Source organism: Vibrio sp. TAP-3B (assembly GCF_057784735.1).
Genome location: NZ_CM173495.1, coordinates 762,007 through 779,339 on the forward strand (window position 1 = coordinate 762,007; position 17,333 = coordinate 779,339).

Genomic DNA, 17,333 nt, shown 5'->3' on the forward strand with positions numbered 1-17,333 from the left:
ACACGATCTCATCATCAAATCCTTCGGAAATTCTCCGCCATTTCACTCACGAAACCACAGGCCTTGTTCACTTCAAAGTGGGGTTGAGTTTGCAAAAAACTCAAGCCAGAAACCCCATAGCCCACTGTGCAAACAAATGGCGCTGATTGAGCATCTATCTTTTATCCATTCTCAAAATACCGACTCTGGTTTACTTTAAACGAGGCGTCGATGTGGTTTGAGAATAACGGTTATTTTTCTAAATTTACTCCTTTCCCAAGCGTTGTTTGTTATCGTTTACATTGCCGTGTTGTGTTTTTCTACTTTGATAAATATATCAAGCTAAATAATTGTGATCATTCACGCATTGTGCGTCTTATTGCGAGATTGTGCTGATATCTGTGATTTATGTTGCATTTTGCTTTTGTGGTAACGTTTACACTAATCGACGTAAACAAACTATAGGATGAAACAAATGTCTAATGTAGAACATGGGCTAAGCTCCATCGACATAATGGTGTTTGCTATTTATGTCGCAATTATTATTGGTGTGGGACTTTGGGTGTCCCGTGACAAGAAAGGAGTGCAAAAAAGTACAGAGGATTACTTCCTTGCAGGTAAATCCCTTCCTTGGTGGGCGGTTGGTGCGTCACTGATCGCTGCAAACATTTCAGCAGAACAGTTTATCGGTATGTCCGGCTCTGGCTATTCGATTGGATTAGCGATTGCGTCATACGAATGGATGGCTGCCATCACGCTGGTTATCGTCGGTAAATACTTCTTACCTATCTTTATTGAAAAGGGGATTTACACCATCCCTGAGTTTGTCGAAAAGCGTTTCAATAAGCAGCTCAAAACCATTTTGGCGATTTTCTGGATCTCACTTTACATTTTCGTCAACCTGACTTCGGTACTTTACTTGGGTGGTTTGGCGCTAGAAACCATTTTAGGCATCCCGTTAATATACTCTATTGTGGGCTTGGCACTGTTTGCTTTGGTTTACTCGGTGTACGGTGGTTTATCTGCGGTGGTTTGGACCGATGTTATTCAGGTGTTTTTCCTGATCCTTGGTGGTTTCATGACGACCTTTATGGCGGTTAGCTATATTGGTGGTGATGACGGTTGGTTGGCCGGCATGTCAAAAATGGTCGACGCAGCACCTGGCCACTTTGAGATGATTCTTGATCAAAGTAACCCACAGTACATGAACCTGCCGGGTATCGCGGTACTGATTGGTGGCTTATGGGTTGCTAACCTATATTACTGGGGTTTCAACCAATACATTATTCAAAGAACCCTTGCTGCTAAGTCGATCGCTGAAGCACAAAAAGGTATTGTGTTTGCGGCATTTTTGAAATTGATCGTGCCATTCCTAGTGGTTATTCCAGGCATTGCTGCTTACGTCATTACTTCTGATGCCCAACTACTGGCCAACCTTGGTGAGGTGGGCGCAACCAACCTGCCAAGTGCAGCACATGCTGATAAAGCTTACCCTTGGTTGACTCAATTCCTACCCGTCGGTGTGAAAGGAGTCGTCTTTGCAGCACTAGCCGCTGCGATCGTTTCTTCGTTAGCGTCTATGCTTAACTCGACAGCGACTATCTTTACCATGGATATCTACAAAGAGTACATTGGCCCTGAATCAGGTGACCATAAACTGGTGAACGTGGGTCGTTCAGCTGCCGTTATTGCGCTGGTTATTGCTTGCTTTATTGCGCCAATGCTAGGTGGTATTGGTCAGGCATTCCAATATATTCAAGAGTACACTGGTCTGGTTAGCCCGGGCATTCTAGCCGTATTCTTGCTAGGTCTATTCTGGAAGAAAACAACCAGCAAAGGTGCCATTATTGGTGTTGTTGCATCTATTCCTTTTGCGTTGTTCTTGAAGTTTATGCCAATTGCGATGCCATTTATGAACCAGATGCTATACACGCTGCTGTTTACCATTGTGGTGATTGCTCTAACTAGTTTGAGTACTTCTGTTCACGATGATGATCCAAAAGGTATCAGTGTCACGGCATCTATGTTTGCCACTGATCGCAGCTTCAATATCGCGGCTTACGGAATTATGATCGTGCTGACCGTTCTCTATGCACTATTCTGGTAAGTAGACCGTTGATTAAGCTCCGCTATATACTGGCGGAGCTTTTTTATTTGTCTCGCACAATTTCTGAACATCTAGGGTATAAACGGAGTACCTATGGATTCTACCTTATTGCCTAATGTGGTTTCTTTTCTAAAAACGATCGCGCCATTCTCTAGCATTCCCGATGACATCCTAGACAGTATTGCCACTGATGCTGATATTCTTTATTGGGGAAAAGAGCAACATATTTCACTGAACGACTCGCAAGAGCGGAATCTTTATATTATCCGATCAGGGGTGATTGAGCAGCGCTTACCCAACGGGAACCTGAGGGCTCGATTAGGCAAAAATGATGTCTTCGGTTTTAACTTAGAACAAGACAATTATCAGATAGTGACCGTTGAAAGCTGTCTGATTTATAAATTTAACTATGCCAGATTACTGAGTAAAGTGGCTCACCTTGGGTCGGTTGCTGACCAGCTCGCGATTGACGCGAATCATCGGCTTAAATCCAGTGTGAATACTGAATTGCTTGAGGCTGAAAAGGGACTGTATTTTAAGACGGTAAAAGAAGTGGCACTCTCAGATATTGTTTTAGTCAGTCCGAATATGAGCATCCAAACCGTGGCAAAAAAAATGCGCGCTCATCAAGGCTGTTCGTGTGCGCTGATTGTAGAAGGTAGAGCATTAATTGGAATGGTCAGTGAGAGAAATATCACCAATCGTGTGGTGGCGGAGGCGATGGATGTCTCTCGGCCTATTGTTGATATCATGACCGCTGAGCCTAAAACGCTCACAGAGGATGAACTGGTTCTCTCTGCCGTTCACCTTATGATGAAACATAACATTCAACATGTCCCACTGATTAACCACGATAAACAGATAGTCGGCTTAATTACTCCGCAACAATTGATTCAAAAACACAGTGTTCAAGCCATCTTTCTGATAGAGAAAATTGGTTATTGTGACACATTAGATGCACTCACCGGCTTAACGAATGAACGTCAGTCTGTATTCGAGGCGATGGTCGAAGCGCATTTACCTGCTACTATTATCGGCCAGGTACTTAGCATGATTTATGATGCCTTCACATCACAATTACTCAAGTTGGCAGAACAAACGGTCGGGACCCCACCTTGTCGATACGCATGGTTAGCCGCCGGGTCGCATGCCAGAGGTGAAGTGCATTTAGGGTCGGATCAAGATAATGCGTTGGTGCTCGAAGATTCCGCCACAGAGGCTGATAGATTCTATTTTCAGCACTTGGCAATGTATGTCTGTAAAGGGTTAGCCGCCTGTGGATATTCACTGTGTAGTGGACGCTTTATGGCGGCCACTTCAAAATGGAATCAACCGCTATTTATTTGGAAACAATACTATCGTAAATGGGCGAATAACCCTGAATACGATTTGCTGCTTAACTTAAACGTCTTTTTAGAGATACGCTTTATCGCGGGGGATGAGAGCCTGTTTGATCAAATAGACCATTATCGTAACGAGTGTATTCAAAATAACCCACGTTTGATGTCGGCACTGGTGAGAAACTTGCTCACGGATCGCCCGCCTCTGGGAATATTTAACAACTTAGTCTTAGAAAGTGACCATAGTGATGGAAAAACGCTGAACATAAAAAAAGCGGCGATTGGCTTGCTGGTGGATATTGCGAGAATTTATGCGCTCAGCGGTGGGGCGGGAGGAACGCTCTCTACGGAGGATCGAATTCAGTTCGCGTTTGAGCATGGAGTTCTGAACGAAAACTCATATCAGGATTTAATTGGCACCTACCGTTATGTCACGCAAATGAGGTATTCTCATCACCTGAAGTGCCTGCGAGAGGGGCTCAGCGTGACAAACTTAATCTTTCCTGACCGGTTTGGCAGCTTTGAACGACAGCATTTAAAAGATGCATTCCGAATTATTGGCGGCTATCAAGATGCGTTAAAAATGAAGTTTGGTGCCTAATATGTTTCGTTCATACTCACGACATTTTGCGCAGTTAGAAACCGAGCGTAATAACCTTGAAACGGCGCATTTACCAGCATCTCTGAATGCGCTGTTGCGCACGCCGTTGCCCAGTGCCGTCGCTGATATCAAGTCCCTCAATACATTAGTCTTAGACTTCGAAACCACCGGCTTTGATGCTGAACAAGACAAAGTTTTGAGTATGGGGTGGGTTGAAGTTCGCCAAAATCAGATTCATTTGGGGAGTGCTCGACACGTTATTATCAATCAGCCAGTTGCCGCAACTGCCGACTCGGTAAAAATCCACCACTTAAGGCCTGAAACAATAGACACTTTCGGCATCGATGAACATGCGGCTTTTTTTCAACTGTTTGATGCGATGGCGGGAAAAATTCTCATTGCGCATGGCAGCGTAATGGAAAAACGTTTTTTAGAGAGCTATGTCAGAGCGCAGTTTGAACAACCGACATTGCCCTTAATATGGTTGGATACGTTAAAAATTGAGCAGTACCGTGAAAAATTACGGCCTGTCCGTTCTGATTGGCGCTTAAGCTCAATTAGGGAAGGGCATGAACTACCTGAGTATCAAGCCCATAACGCACTCAGTGATGCCGTTGCTACTGCGGAATTATACCTTGCGCAAGTTGATCGCTTGTTTGGCCTCGATTACGCCCCTCTGCACGTAATCGCCGATATTTCAAACTGAAATCAACGCTGTTTCCGCATGTGGTAAGACGCTTATACCGAGTTTCTGCGCACTAGCGTTGGACTAAATATAGCGGTTTCTTCTTCAATAATTTCACCACGTGATAAGGCTAAGGCGAGGTGTGCCGCACGTTCTGCCATCATCTCAATCGGGTAGCGAATCGTGGTTAAGCCAGGATGAACAAAACGCGCAATTAACCCGTCATCAAAACCGATCAACGCGACGTCTTCTGGCACTCTTATGTCATTTTCTTTCAACACCGCTAAAGCACCTGCCGCCATAAAGTCGTTGTAGGCGAACACGCCAGTAAATTCGAGTGATTTGGTTAACAGGTTAGTCATTGCAGCTTCGCCTCCGTCACTATTTGGCTCGCCGTATTCGATATAGCTTTTGGGTAATTCGATGCCATGTTCTTTGAGTGCGGCTTGATACCCTTGTTGACGCTCTTGGGTATCTTCAATGTGATGAGAGGACGCGATATGCGCTATTTTGTGATGCCCATGACGGATCAAATACTCTGTTGCTATGTACGCGCCTTTTTGGTTATCGAGGGAAATACAACGCTCAGCTAATTGTGGAATATGACGATTTATCAGTACCATGCCTTTTACTTCATTGGCGTAACTGACCAGCTCCTCATTCGATAAGGCTTTAGAATGAATGACAATGGCATCACAACGGCTATTAATGAGTAATTCGAGCGCTTGGCGTTCATCTTCTGCGTTGTGGTAGCCATTGCCTATCAAAAGATGTTTGCCGTTATTGTGTGCGATGCGATCGATGGATTTAATCATTGAGCCAAAAAATGGGTCGGACACATCGCCGACCAAAACGCCCATGGTCGTGGTACTTTGGCTGACTAATGCTCGAGCGGCAGCATTGGGACGATAACCTAACTGTTTCATTGCTTTGGTCACGGAGTCGATGGAGCGTTGACTCGCTTTGGGGGATTTGTTGATCACACGTGAAACCGTGGCGACAGAAACACCGGCTTCTTTCGCGACATCTTTGATCGTTGCCATAGAGAACCTTTACTGGCTAGAAAATTGAACTAAAGGTATTAAACACCGATTGTGTAACAAGTACAAATAGATAGAGAATTTGCTTTTGAAAATAAGACCTATACCACTGATATGTAAGTGAGATCTAAGTGATGTATACGTTAGTCACTCCATGTAATGCAATGAATGAAACCAACGTATAGTAATGAAGGCTAAATCTGAGTGTTAATAAACCCCAGCTTATTCAGTCAGCCGGGGTTTGTGGGGAGGGTGAATTGCGGTCGCGGAACTTATGACTTAAGCATATTGAGTTGTTTATCGAGTTCAGAAATTGAGCTTTCCATCTCTTGACTAATGGTTTCAACCTCCTCAGAGAGATGATTAAGTTGTCGTCCTGTATCCACTATCGCGGTGATATTGCGATTGATTTCTTCGGTCACGGAGCTTTGCTCTTCAGCAGCTGTCGCCACTTGCATTGAGTTACTTGTGATACTACCGATGATGCTCGTCATATCTTGTAAGCTTTGATTGCTGCTTTCGACATCTTTAACCGCACTCGATACTTTATCTCTATTTATTTCTATTTGATTTACCGTGCTATCAACTTCAGTTTGTAAGCTATGAATTAGCGCGTCAATCTCTTCGGTCGAATGTTGGGTACGGGAAGCAAGGTTGCGCACCTCATCTGCAACCACAGCAAAACCACGTCCAGTGTCACCAGCACGGGCAGCTTCGATCGCCGCATTCAGTGCTAATAAGTTGGTCTGCTCTGCAATATCTCTAATAACGTCCAATATTTTTGAGATATCTTCGCTTCTGCATGCCACTTGCGACATCCTTTCACACGCGGTATCCATATCTTTGGCAACCACATGAATATCTGAAAGCGTTTTAGTAAACATGGTTAAGCTTTTATTTAACAACCTGTCTGATTCATTGGCTTCCTGTGAGGTGTTTTGAGCGAGGACAGACACTTCCTGCGCAGTCGCAGCCATTTCGTTCATTGCTGTTGCTATACTGTCGGTTTCAGAAGATTGACTTTGTGCTGCTTGTTTTGAAGCATTGGAGGATTGCAACAGAGACTCGGAATTCGTGCCTATGTCTCTAGATTGACTTTTCATTATCGCAATCATGGCTCTGAATTTATCAATAAAGTTGTTAAAGCCGGTGGCCATTTCATCCAATTCTTTATGCTTCTGGCTAGGAATGTTTATCGTCAGATCCCCGTCACTGCTGGCAAGAGTTTGAAAGTGCTTACTCATATTGACCAATGGCTTAGTAAAGCTAGTGAGCATCACGCTAATCACAACAAGCGCAAGGATCAAACCAATGAGTGCTTGAATGGCTAATGTCGAATTAATCTCATTAAAGCTTGAAGTGAGTATCTTTTGATAGGTGATGGAATCGGCTAATGCGACAGACTTAGGCAGGAGATAAACTAAAGTCCATTTTGACGATTTTGTTAGTGTAATTTCACTCACCGATATCAATGAATCTTGAGTATTCCGCTCTCTTTGGTTATTGACGTCTTTTATTTGCGCCCATAATTTTGGATTCACCGCTTTGAGTGATTGCCCTGCAGCATTACTTAAGGCGCTATCAGCGATGATCGTCCCTTGCTCAGAAATGATGAGCATTTCGCCTTGGTTATTAAACAGGCCGTCAGAGAGTTGAGTGACTAACTTTTGTAATTCTGGCAAAAATATGTCAATGCCAACCATCCCCAAGAAAGTATTACCATCTAAAACAGGGTAGGTGATACTGGTCATCAGTTGGTAAATGCCATCGCTAACCTCTTCGCGGTAAGGTTCTAAGATACAGATATTTTTTGTCTCTAGGCTGCATAGGTACCATTCTGCATTGCGCTCACCAAACTCGTTAAGGCTACCGTCGTATTTTTCATCTGAATCGGTAATACGCTCTTGAATGACCTCTGAACCATCTCGATACCAATAGACTTCTAAAGAACCACTGTCCGTGCTGTGGCTTAAGCCACGAGAAGCAAACTGGTCGTCTAAACTGTCATAAGCATTAGGTTCAAAGTAGGTGTACAGAGCGCTGAATTCACGATGGTCAACGAGCAATTCTTTAGTGATGGCCTCGACTTGTTTCCTGTCGAGAGGGTAACCATCATTTTTTAACGATGTTGCTTCAAGAGTTGAAGATAAAGCCTCTGCGAGATTTAATGCGGAGTTGATGTACTGTTCTACTTCTTCTTCCGCGCTCTTTGTCGCGAACGCTATGGTTTCTACAGTGTTCTCTTCGAGCATTTTAGCCGAAAAATCGGTGGTTTTTGTCGTTACCTCTTTCAGTGATAACGTAATAGATAAAAAAATTCCCCCAATTATCACAAGCATTAAACAAGCGAGTGCGAGTAAAAGTTTGTTTCTGATACTCCAATTAGACATAAATAATTCCCATTGAGTCCTCTTAGTTTGGACTGTGTTTTTTATAAGAGATGCCCAATGCGCAGCATCAAGATAATCAGATGCTGATCAAAAAATGATAACTATCTATTTGCATTGCGCGATATTTATATTTAGATGCGAATGATAAAAGCAATAAAATATAAACTCATGAGCATGGTGGTTTGTTGCATACATGCAGGTGTTTATCTGGAAGTAAAACGATCTTACTAATTAATAATTAAAGATATTGAACTTTTTATATCACCGTAAATGTCTGAGTATGTGGTTAAGTTTGGACGGTTATTGGTTTTTGTCTTTGCTCATCATCAGTCGAATAAATGAGATTAAACGATATCTAAGTTACAAGTGCTATTGATATTTTTATTTTTAACGTTTTTGCCATTAATGTCTATAGTGATAGTGCCATTATGGGAATCTAATCCAAGAAAGTAAGGGCCCTCAGAGGTTCATTAGCATCAGGTTAACCATCAAAATCCAATTTATTATCATACTGGCAACAATAACCATGTCGGTTGTTTTTGTGATTTAGGTTGTGTTTTATGGGGCGGAAAAATAAACCAGTTATTTAAAGAGTAGGTTAATTCAGCGGTAAATATCCAAACAGGAATATTAATGAACGGGTGAGATATAAATCACATGTCTCAGTCGTTCAGTATGCGCTTCATTGATTCAATATATGGCATTTTTTTAATTATTAAACTTTAGTTGTAGTTATACCTCACTGACAAAACAGTTAGGCTGTAGACCAGTTGTTTTAAAAGCCGGAAATAAGGCATGACAAGGTCATTGGAGCCTGTATTGAACGAGTGGTATTTATAAATACACTTACTCGACTTATGCTGCTAATTTAAATAATTAATGCTCTTCATTTACTTATCAAATAACCTAACAAGCACCATCTCTTTTATTTTTGTGATTAAGTTCATGGATATAAAACGAATAACATCGACGGGATTATTTTTGAAATTTGTTCACTATCACATAAAAAACACAAATGCCGTCATTTTTGTTAATTAAATGTTAAGTGGAGTGGTGTTTGTTGGTGACTATTATTACTTCAGATAGCCATCATCCATTTTATTAATTTATAAAGCGTACCCAAACTTGCTAGCTTTAATGTTGCTTTAACGGTGTGAATAATAACGTTAATTAAATTTAGGGAAATGATTATGGATATGACTCAATTATGGCGAAAAGGCGACTGGGCCGCTTTTTTCGGCTTATTTACCAATAACTTAACTAACTTGTTAACCATGATGGGCTTGTTGCTTTTTGTGGTTGGTTTGCCCAAAGACTTTGTTATGGGGCAAGTTGCGCCTGCATTCGGCTTTGCCGTTATGTGTGCCAGTGTTTTTTATGCGTGGTTTGCTTACAAATTAAGAAAAGAAACCGGTCGTGATGACGTTACAGCGTTACCTTCAGGGCCAAGCGCTCCTTCCATTTTTACCGTCACATTTTTGGTTATCATGCCGGTATACCAAACCACACAAAATGCACAATTTGCTATCCAGATTGCTCTCGTGTGGTGTTTTGTTGAAGCGATGATTCTACTTATCGGCTCTTTCTTTGGTGACGCGATCCGTCGCATCGTCCCGCGTACGGTGCTGCTGTCGTGTTTAGCGGGGTTAGGTTTGACCTTGTTGGCTTTAAACCCAATGTTACAAGCCTTCTCAACGCCAGTCGTTTCGTTTGTGGTATTGGGGCTGATTTTTATTAACTGGTTTGGCTCTAGCCCACTGTTTCCTAAAATCCCGACTGGTTTGTTATTGATTATTGCTGGCACCGTGCTGGCTTGGGCATTTGGTTTGCAGTCGCCAGAAGCGATTGTTGCTGCACTGTCTGACGTAGGTTTTAACCCTCCAGGTTTGCACATCGATGATTTTGTCGAAGGTATTCCTCATGCTTTACCTTACTTAGCTTCAGCGGTGCCTTTGGGTCTTGCCAACTATGTGTTTGACTTAGAAAACATTGAAAGTGCTGATGCGGCTGGCGATGCTTACCCAACTCGTAAAGTGATGACGGTCAATGGTTTCTCTTCCATGATCGGGGCGTTCTTAGGTAATCCATTCCCTGTGACTGTATATGTTGGTCACGCGGCTTACAAACAGATGGGGGCCAGTATCGGTTATACCTTATTCAACGGTATCATCGTGTTCCTCGTGTCGTTGTTTGGTCTAGGCGCGCTGTTACTGAGTCTAATCCCGGGTGCTGCAATCGCGCCAATCCTTGTATACATCGGTATCGTTACTGCTAATCAGGTGGTACGTGAGTCTCCAAAACTGGAAGTTCCAGCTATCTTTGTTTGTTTATTCCCGTGGGTCGGATATTGGGCTCTGACCATGTTCAAAAACACTTTAGCGACCGCAGGTACTAACGCGCATGAAGTTGGCATCGATGCTCTGGCAGCTAAAGGTATCTATTACGAAGGCATGGTGGGTTTAGGCAACGGCGCGCCTCTGGCTAGCTTGTTATGGGGTTGTATGGTGGTGTTCTCCATCAATAATACGCCGCTGCGAGCTGTAGTTGCGGCACTGGTTGCGGCTTTCCTCTCCATTATTGGCTTTATTCACGCCAACGGTGTTGGCTTTGCACAACCTGAGTCAATGATGTTTGTGTACTCATATTTAATGCTGGCAGGGCTGTTTGGTGTTAAGCACTTCTACAACCTCAAAGAAAGTACTGCTGAAGAATTAGAAGCAAAAAAATTACAGTCTGAAACGGTGTAAAGGAAGCATTATGAATAGCAATATTTCACTATCACTGCACGATCTGGTTAAGGCGGGTTCACGAGATGATGTAACTCAACAGCTAGAGACAGGTGCATCAATTGAAAGTCGTGATGATAATGGCTGCACTCCGTTGATGATAGCGGTGCAAAATAACAATATTGAGATGGTCAAGGTATTACTGGAGCGGGGGGCCGACGTAAACGCGCGTGATGTCACCATGTTGACACCATATCTGTGTGCTGGCGCTAATGGCTTCCATGATCTGTTGTCACTGACATTGTTACACGGGGCGGATGTCACCAGTATTAACCGTTTTGGTGGTACTCCGTTATTACCATCCAGTGAAAAGGGCTTCTTGCGTACGGTTCAAGTGAGCCTCGCGGCGGGGATTCCGGTAAATCACGCGAATAAACTGGGTTGGTCTGCTCTTTTGGAGGCGGTCGTGCTTGGTGATGGCGGGTACTTGTACGGCGATGTGATCGACATGCTGTTATCCGCCGGTGCCGATCAACATCTTAAAGATCGCGATGGCATTAGCGCATTGCAACACGCTAAAGCACGACAACAAACTCGTGTGGTGGCGTTAATGACGGATGCCAAAGCAGTACGAGCAAGCGAAAGCGCGGCGCTGCGTGAGGTGAAAGCACATTTAGCGGCGTTTGAATATGAAGATGCTCTTGGCGTATTGACCGCTAAGCCATCAGAGTTTACCGACCGAACGGGCTACCATTATTACTGTGGTTACGTGTTGATGGAGTTGGGGCGTTACCAAGACGCGATTGACGCTTATCGCCAGGGGTTATCATTGAGCGATAATCCGGCAGAGTTTCATTTATATATTGCCAATAGTTATCGTTTAGCCAAACAAAGTGAGCAAGCGTTAGCAGAATTTGATTTGGGCATTGCAGCTAATCCTCGTTCGCCTTTTGTGCGTTATCACAAATCGAACTATTTACGAGAGTTGGGGATGCATCAAACGGCCGTCGAGACCATGTATCAGTTACTGGCCGCGGAGCCAAGTCGTTATGATTATTCGTTCCATTTGAGTAACAGTTTGCGTTCATTAGGACGACATAGCGAAGCCGTATGTGCGATAGAAAATGCAATTACTCATGATTATACCAATGCTCTTTATTATTTGCATAAAGGCAAATCATTAGAATTACTGGGTAAAAACAAGCAAGCATTAATGGTGATCAATTATGCAATTGATGTTTGTGATGACAGCAGTGAATTATTAGATGTTAAGCAACAATTGCTTAATTAAAAAATAATCATGTATTAACCGGAATAATTAAAACGAATTAATTAATTATTAAAACTTTGAGCTAATAGTGACAAAGTTAGCGTCACTATTATCTCAATAAAGTGGAAATAAAAAGAGGCGAACATGGTCGTTAAAGTAATAGTCAAAAAAAATAACTATTTTGATTCAGTGTCATTAATGGCATTGTCGACAAAAGTCAACGAATTACCTGATGTTGAACAGGCGTTTGTTGCCATGGCAACCGACATGAACAAGGGGGTATTGGATAATGTCGGTCTATTGGACGATGAGATTCGTACGGCCAATAGCGGTGACTTATTTATTGTCGTGAAAGCGGCGAGCGAAGAAGTGTGTGAACAAACACTGGAAGAAGTCGAAAAGTTATTAAAAGGCGGCGATAAGTCTTCAACTGGCCTCGGTGGCGCACAAGAACAGAAGTTTACAACGTTAAAAAGCGCGTTAAAACAACAACCTGATGCCAATTTGGCGATTGTTTCTGTACCTGGTGAGTTTGCCAAGCGCGAAGCGCTGATTGCCTTGAATAATGATCTGCATGTGTTGATGTTTAGTGACAACGTATCAGTAGAAGATGAAATTGAACTGAAAACGCTCGCTCATGACAAAGGGCTGCTGATGATGGGGCCTGACTGTGGTACTGCGATCATCAATAACGTGGGCCTCTGTTTTGCGAATAAAGTCCGTGCTGGCAATATCGGTATCGTGGGGGCATCAGGCACGGGTAGCCAAGAAGTCGCGGCGCGTATTCATGATTTTGGTGGCGGCATTACCCAACTGCTTGGCACGGGTGGTCGCGATCTGAGTGAAGCGGTAGGCGGTGTCATGATGTTAGACGGCCTGCGTGCTCTTGAAGCCGATCCTAATACTGAAATCGTACTGATTGTTTCTAAACCAGCAGCGAAAAGTGTTGAAGCCAAAGTGCTTGAACAAGTGAAATCCATGTCTAAACCTGTCGTGGTTTGTCTGCTAGGCGGGGATGAAGCGCCAGTGGTTGAAGCAGGCGCACACTTTGCTAAAACCACGAAAGAAGCGGCGTTGCAATCGGTGATTTTGGCTGGCGTGGATGAAGCTGGGATCAACAAACGTGCGCTTAACCTACCATTAATTGAAGAAATTAAAGCCAAATTAGCACCTGAACAAAAATACATCCGTGGTTTGTTCTGTGGCGGTACTTTGTGTGAAGAGTCCATGATGTTAGCTCGTGAACACTTCTCCGACGTTTACAGCAATATCGCGAAAAAACCAGAACAGCGTTTGGCAGATATTGACGTTAGTCAGGCGCATACCTTTATCGACTTTGGTGATGATGATTTCACTAACGGCCGTCCGCACCCAATGATTGACCCATCATCACGCATTGATCGCTTGTTGAAAGAAGCCGACGATCCCGAAGTTGGCGTGATATTGCTTGATTTTGTGATTGGTTACGGCTCCCACCAAGACCCAGTAGGCGTAACGCTTCCTGCCATTATTGAAGCAAAACAGAAAGCCGCAGAGCGTGGTCAACATCTGGAAATTCTCGGTTATGTCCTCGGAACCGATTTAGACACTCCGGACATGAATGAACAGATCGAGAAACTGGCGCAAGCGGGAGTCACTATCTCTAGCAGCAGCCAAAACACCGGACTACTGGCACGTGGATTTGTGAGCAAAGGAGAATAAGAGATGAGCAAAGTCGAACAATTGTTTTCAGGCCTGAATGTGATTAACGTGGGTTTGGAGTTTTTCAAGCAGGACATTCAGAAACAACAAGCGCCAGTAACTCAAGTGAGCTGGCAGCCAATTGCGGGTGGTAATCAAACGGTCATCGATGCTCTAGATAAATTGGCGCAACCTGAAATTGCCGCTAAAATCGAAGCCGCGAATGAACAAGCAGTCGATCGCATCATTAACTCACACCCTGTTCTAGTAGGGTACGAGCGCGCAATTGATGTGGTACCTGGCATGACCAAAACCACTATTTTACATGCGGGTCCACCGGTTGCATGGGAAGATATGAATGGTCCAATGCGTGGTGCGGTTACCGGTGCTCTGATTTTTGAAGGTTTAGCGAATAATCTAGATGAAGCCTTTAGACTGGCAGGCTCAGGTGAAATAACCTTCTCGCCTTGTCACGAGCATGACTGCGTGGGTTCTATGGCGGGTGTCACTTCAGCATCAATGTATATGCATGTTGTGAAAAACCAAGCGTACGGAAACGTAGTTTACACCAACCTCAGTGAGCAGATGGCGAAGATTCTGCGTATGGGCGCTAACGATGAAAGTGTCGTGGAGCGTCTACTATGGATGCGTGATTTGCTCGGTCCAATGCTCAAAGCGGCGATGGAAATCGGTGAGCCGATTGATCTGCGTCTGATGTTGGCACAAGCACTGCACATGGGTGATGAGTGTCACAACCGCAACAACGCTGGTACGGCTCTGCTGGCTCAAGCATTGACACCACGTATTCTACAGACTGACTTTACGACTGAACAGAAGCGTGAAGTGTTTGATTTTATTGCATCAAGTGACTATTTCTCAGGCCCGACTTGGATGGCGATGTGTAAATGTGCTTTGGATGCAGGGCACGGCATTGAAAACAGCACCCTCGTAACCACCATGGCACGTAACGGTGTGGAATTTGGTATTCGAATCAGCGGTATGCCAGGGTTTACTTGGTTTACTGGTCCGGCGCAGAAAGTGGTTGGCCCTCTATTTGCGGGCTACAAGCCTGAAGACTCCGGCCTAGATATCGGTGACAGTGCGATCACAGAAACCTATGGTATTGGTGGCTTCGCGATGGCAACGGCGCCCGCTATCGTTGCGCTGGTTGGCGGCACGGTGGCAGAAGCGATTGATTACTCGATTCAGATGGATGAAATTACAACCAAAACAAACCCTAATATCACGATTCCTTTGTTGAACTTCAAAGGTGCTTCATCGGGCATCGATATTCGTAAAGTGCTTGAAACAGGGATTCTTCCTATCATTAACACGGCGATTGCTCATAAAGAGCCGGGTGTCGGCATGATAGGCTGTGGTATTACCAATCCTCCTTTGGAGTGTTTTGAAAAAGCCTTATTGGCGTTCGCTAATAAGATCTAGTCAGACAAGTATTGACACTCAACCATTGCGCCAGTGATTCCACTGGCGCAATTCCTCCATGATTACTTTGGAGCACATTCAACGTGCTCTGGGTATCGATGGGGCTTATTAATCGAGGAATAACGATGAGAATTGTTTTAGCATTAGGCGGCAACGCATTATTAGAACGAGGTCAGCCATTGACGGCCGCCAATCAGCGTATCAATATTAAAAAAGCCGCCGCCGCAATTGCGGAAGTGGCCAAGCAGCATCAAGTGGTGATTGTTCACGGGAATGGCCCACAAGTGGGACTTCTGATGGAACAAAACAGCCAATATCAGCAGCAAAAGCCGGAAGTAACGGCCTATCCATTGGATGTGTTAGGTGCCCAAACCTGCGGAATGATTGGTTATATGCTTCAGCAAGAGCTGTTCAACGCAGACAATAACCTAAGTATTACAACGATGCTTTCTCAGACATGCGTGAATATTAATGACAACGCATTTGATGACCCAACTAAGTTTGTCGGTCCGGTCTACCGTGATGGTGAAATCGAAGCATTGCGCGCTGAAAATCCAGCGGCGATCTACAAGAAAGATGGTGACTATTACCGTCGCGTTGTGGCATCGCCTCAACCTCAAGATATCGTAGAATCGGCGCAAATTACTCGTTTGCTAGAAACTGGTAATACCGTCATTGCTTGTGGCGGCGGGGGGATCCCGGTATTCCAAGCAGAAGATGGGGCGCTGGTGGGTGTCGAATGTGTTATTGATAAAGATTTAACGGCAGAGCTACTGGCAGAGCAAACTGAAGCCGATTTGTTCATTATTCTTACAGATGGTGCGGTGTACCTTAATTATGGTAAACCTGATCAAAAAGCCATCAAATTGACGAGCCCACAAGAGTTAAGCAAATATTCATTTCCACCGGGGTCAATGGCGCCAAAAATTGATGCAGTTTGCCAATTTGTCTCTAAAGGCTTGGGGAATGCCGCCATTGGCGCATTAGATGAATTACCAGAAATCATTGCCGGCAGTTCGGGCACGACGATTACCAATTTAGTGAGTATGGAATACTATTAATATTCCTATCATGATTACCTGCAACACCACCTCTGAGAGGTGGTGTTTTTATATGCGACGCGTTCAGTTTGTCCATGTTTCTATACCAAATATTCCAAGATATCGGGCTTGATGAAAAACCTCGCCTCTCGCGTCGTTATATTAACATCGAGCTTGTTACCTTTCCTAAGCAGAGCGGACACTTGTCCGTTTTTTTTCATCTACAATTACGTAGAATTATGGGTCCGATATATACAAAAAAGGGATAGTCATGACTCCTCATATTAATGCACCACAAGGTGCTTTTGCTGAAACGGTTCTAATGCCAGGAGATCCGCTAAGAGCAAAGTTTATTGCCGAAAACTACTTGTCGGATGCTAAGCAAGTGAGCGACGTAAGAAATGTACTTGGATTTACGGGAACGTACCAAGGTAAACCAGTGTCAGTTTTAGCCTCTGGGATGGGGACACCATCAATGGCGATTTACGCCAACGAATTAATCAATGAGTATGGGGTCAAACAGTTGATTCGTGTGGGGAGCTGCGGTGCGATTGCTGAAGATATCGCGCTAAGAGACATCATTGTGCCTAATGCCGCCAGCACCGGAAACGCGATGAACCGAGCAAGATTTGCGGGATATGATTATGCGGCTGCACCTGACTTTTCTATGCTCAAAAATTGCTGGGATGTTTCTGAGTCGATGTCTATCGATGTGAGAGTCGGTAATATCTTTACCAATGATTTCTTTTATGAAGACCCTGATTACCTAATGCCAGCGCTAAAAACGATGAACATCCTCGCATTAGACATGGAGTCTGCTGCTCTGTTCTCTATTGCGGCGAAAAATCGTGTCAAAGCGTTAAGTATTCTGACCGTGTCCGATCACGTGGTAAAAGGTGGAGAGTTAACCCCAGAAGAGAGACAGACATCTTTTGATAATATGATGATACTCGCACTCGAAACGGCCACCAAGTAAAACTAACGCTTGCGCTACAAGCTACCCAAAGCCCCGTGGCGCAAGCATTACGCACT

11 protein-coding genes are annotated in these 17,333 nt (G+C 44.1%); 9 read left to right on the top strand and 2 right to left on the bottom strand.

The genetic code is table 11. The annotated features are described in order from the left end of the window. The first annotated feature begins 454 nt into the window (after window positions 1-454). The 3 genes from AC3D28_RS03685 to AC3D28_RS03695 all read left to right on the top strand — a co-directional run bounded on the left by AC3D28_RS03685 (window position 455) and on the right by AC3D28_RS03695 (window position 4,733). Complete coding sequence (locus tag AC3D28_RS03685; RefSeq protein ID WP_098415689.1) at window positions 455-2,086, top strand: sodium/sugar symporter; 1,632 nt, start codon at window positions 455-457, stop codon at window positions 2,084-2,086. A 93-nt stretch (window positions 2,087-2,179) separates the two neighbouring features. Beyond that, on the top strand, window positions 2,180-4,027 hold the full coding sequence (locus AC3D28_RS03690; protein ID WP_488535575.1) for a DUF294 nucleotidyltransferase-like domain-containing protein: 1,848 nt from the start codon (window positions 2,180-2,182) through the stop codon (window positions 4,025-4,027). Window position 4,028: 1 nt separating this feature from the next. Then, complete coding sequence (locus AC3D28_RS03695; RefSeq protein ID WP_488535576.1) at window positions 4,029-4,733, top strand: 3'-5' exonuclease; 705 nt, start codon at window positions 4,029-4,031, stop codon at window positions 4,731-4,733. 32 nt (window positions 4,734-4,765) lie between these two features. Here AC3D28_RS03695 and AC3D28_RS03700 read toward each other — a convergent pair whose 3' ends face one another. Both AC3D28_RS03700 and AC3D28_RS03705 read right to left on the bottom strand, forming a co-directional pair. Then, on the bottom strand, window positions 4,766-5,755 hold the full coding sequence (locus tag AC3D28_RS03700) for a substrate-binding domain-containing protein (RefSeq protein WP_098415686.1): 990 nt from the start codon (window positions 5,753-5,755) through the stop codon (window positions 4,766-4,768). A gap of 269 nt (window positions 5,756-6,024) precedes the next feature. After that, window positions 6,025-8,142 carry a methyl-accepting chemotaxis protein gene (locus AC3D28_RS03705; protein WP_488535577.1) on the bottom strand — a complete coding sequence of 706 codons (2,118 nt, stop codon included), beginning with the start codon at window positions 8,140-8,142 and terminating at the stop codon, window positions 6,025-6,027. A gap of 1,190 nt (window positions 8,143-9,332) precedes the next feature. Here AC3D28_RS03705 and AC3D28_RS03710 point away from each other — a divergent pair. The 6 genes from AC3D28_RS03710 (at window position 9,333) to deoD (ending at window position 17,277) form a co-directional block, all read left to right on the top strand. After that, the gene (locus AC3D28_RS03710; RefSeq protein ID WP_098415684.1) at window positions 9,333-10,889 is read left to right on the top strand and encodes a SulP family inorganic anion transporter; all 1,557 of its coding nucleotides are present in this window, start codon (window positions 9,333-9,335) and stop codon (window positions 10,887-10,889) included. A gap of 10 nt (window positions 10,890-10,899) precedes the next feature. Then, window positions 10,900-12,159 (top strand): ankyrin repeat domain-containing protein, encoded by a 1,260-nt coding sequence (locus tag AC3D28_RS03715; protein WP_488535578.1) that lies wholly within the window; start codon window positions 10,900-10,902, stop codon window positions 12,157-12,159. 123 nt (window positions 12,160-12,282) lie between these two features. Continuing rightward, window positions 12,283-13,839 carry an acyl-CoA synthetase FdrA gene (gene fdrA / locus AC3D28_RS03720; RefSeq protein WP_488535579.1) on the top strand — a complete coding sequence of 519 codons (1,557 nt, stop codon included), beginning with the start codon at window positions 12,283-12,285 and terminating at the stop codon, window positions 13,837-13,839. A gap of 3 nt (window positions 13,840-13,842) precedes the next feature. Continuing rightward, a complete protein-coding gene (locus AC3D28_RS03725) occupies window positions 13,843-15,261 on the top strand; it encodes a YlbE family protein (RefSeq protein WP_488535580.1) in 1,419 nt (472 codons plus the stop codon). A gap of 125 nt (window positions 15,262-15,386) precedes the next feature. Continuing rightward, window positions 15,387-16,322 carry a carbamate kinase gene (locus tag AC3D28_RS03730; protein ID WP_488535581.1) on the top strand — a complete coding sequence of 312 codons (936 nt, stop codon included), beginning with the start codon at window positions 15,387-15,389 and terminating at the stop codon, window positions 16,320-16,322. Window positions 16,323-16,572: 250 nt separating this feature from the next. Next, complete coding sequence (deoD, locus tag AC3D28_RS03735) at window positions 16,573-17,277, top strand: purine-nucleoside phosphorylase (RefSeq protein ID WP_098415679.1); 705 nt, start codon at window positions 16,573-16,575, stop codon at window positions 17,275-17,277. Window positions 17,278-17,333 lie beyond the last annotated feature (56 nt).

Bases quoted from the DNA above. Each gene is read 5' to 3' on its own strand.
- AC3D28_RS03685 (WP_098415689.1), top strand. From the start codon at position 455: ATGTCTAATGTAGAACATGGGCTAAGCTCCATCGACATAATGGTGTTT.
- AC3D28_RS03690 (WP_488535575.1), top strand. From the start codon at position 2,180: ATGGATTCTACCTTATTGCCTAATGTGGTTTCTTTTCTAAAAACGATC.
- AC3D28_RS03695 (WP_488535576.1), top strand. From the start codon at position 4,029: ATGTTTCGTTCATACTCACGACATTTTGCGCAGTTAGAAACCGAGCGT.
- AC3D28_RS03700 (WP_098415686.1), bottom strand. From the start codon at position 5,755: ATGGCAACGATCAAAGATGTCGCGAAAGAAGCCGGTGTTTCTGTCGCC.
- AC3D28_RS03705 (WP_488535577.1), bottom strand. From the start codon at position 8,142: ATGTCTAATTGGAGTATCAGAAACAAACTTTTACTCGCACTCGCTTGT.
- AC3D28_RS03710 (WP_098415684.1), top strand. From the start codon at position 9,333: ATGGATATGACTCAATTATGGCGAAAAGGCGACTGGGCCGCTTTTTTC.
- AC3D28_RS03715 (WP_488535578.1), top strand. From the start codon at position 10,900: ATGAATAGCAATATTTCACTATCACTGCACGATCTGGTTAAGGCGGGT.
- fdrA (WP_488535579.1), top strand. From the start codon at position 12,283: ATGGTCGTTAAAGTAATAGTCAAAAAAAATAACTATTTTGATTCAGTG.
- AC3D28_RS03725 (WP_488535580.1), top strand. From the start codon at position 13,843: ATGAGCAAAGTCGAACAATTGTTTTCAGGCCTGAATGTGATTAACGTG.
- AC3D28_RS03730 (WP_488535581.1), top strand. From the start codon at position 15,387: ATGAGAATTGTTTTAGCATTAGGCGGCAACGCATTATTAGAACGAGGT.
- deoD (WP_098415679.1), top strand. From the start codon at position 16,573: ATGACTCCTCATATTAATGCACCACAAGGTGCTTTTGCTGAAACGGTT.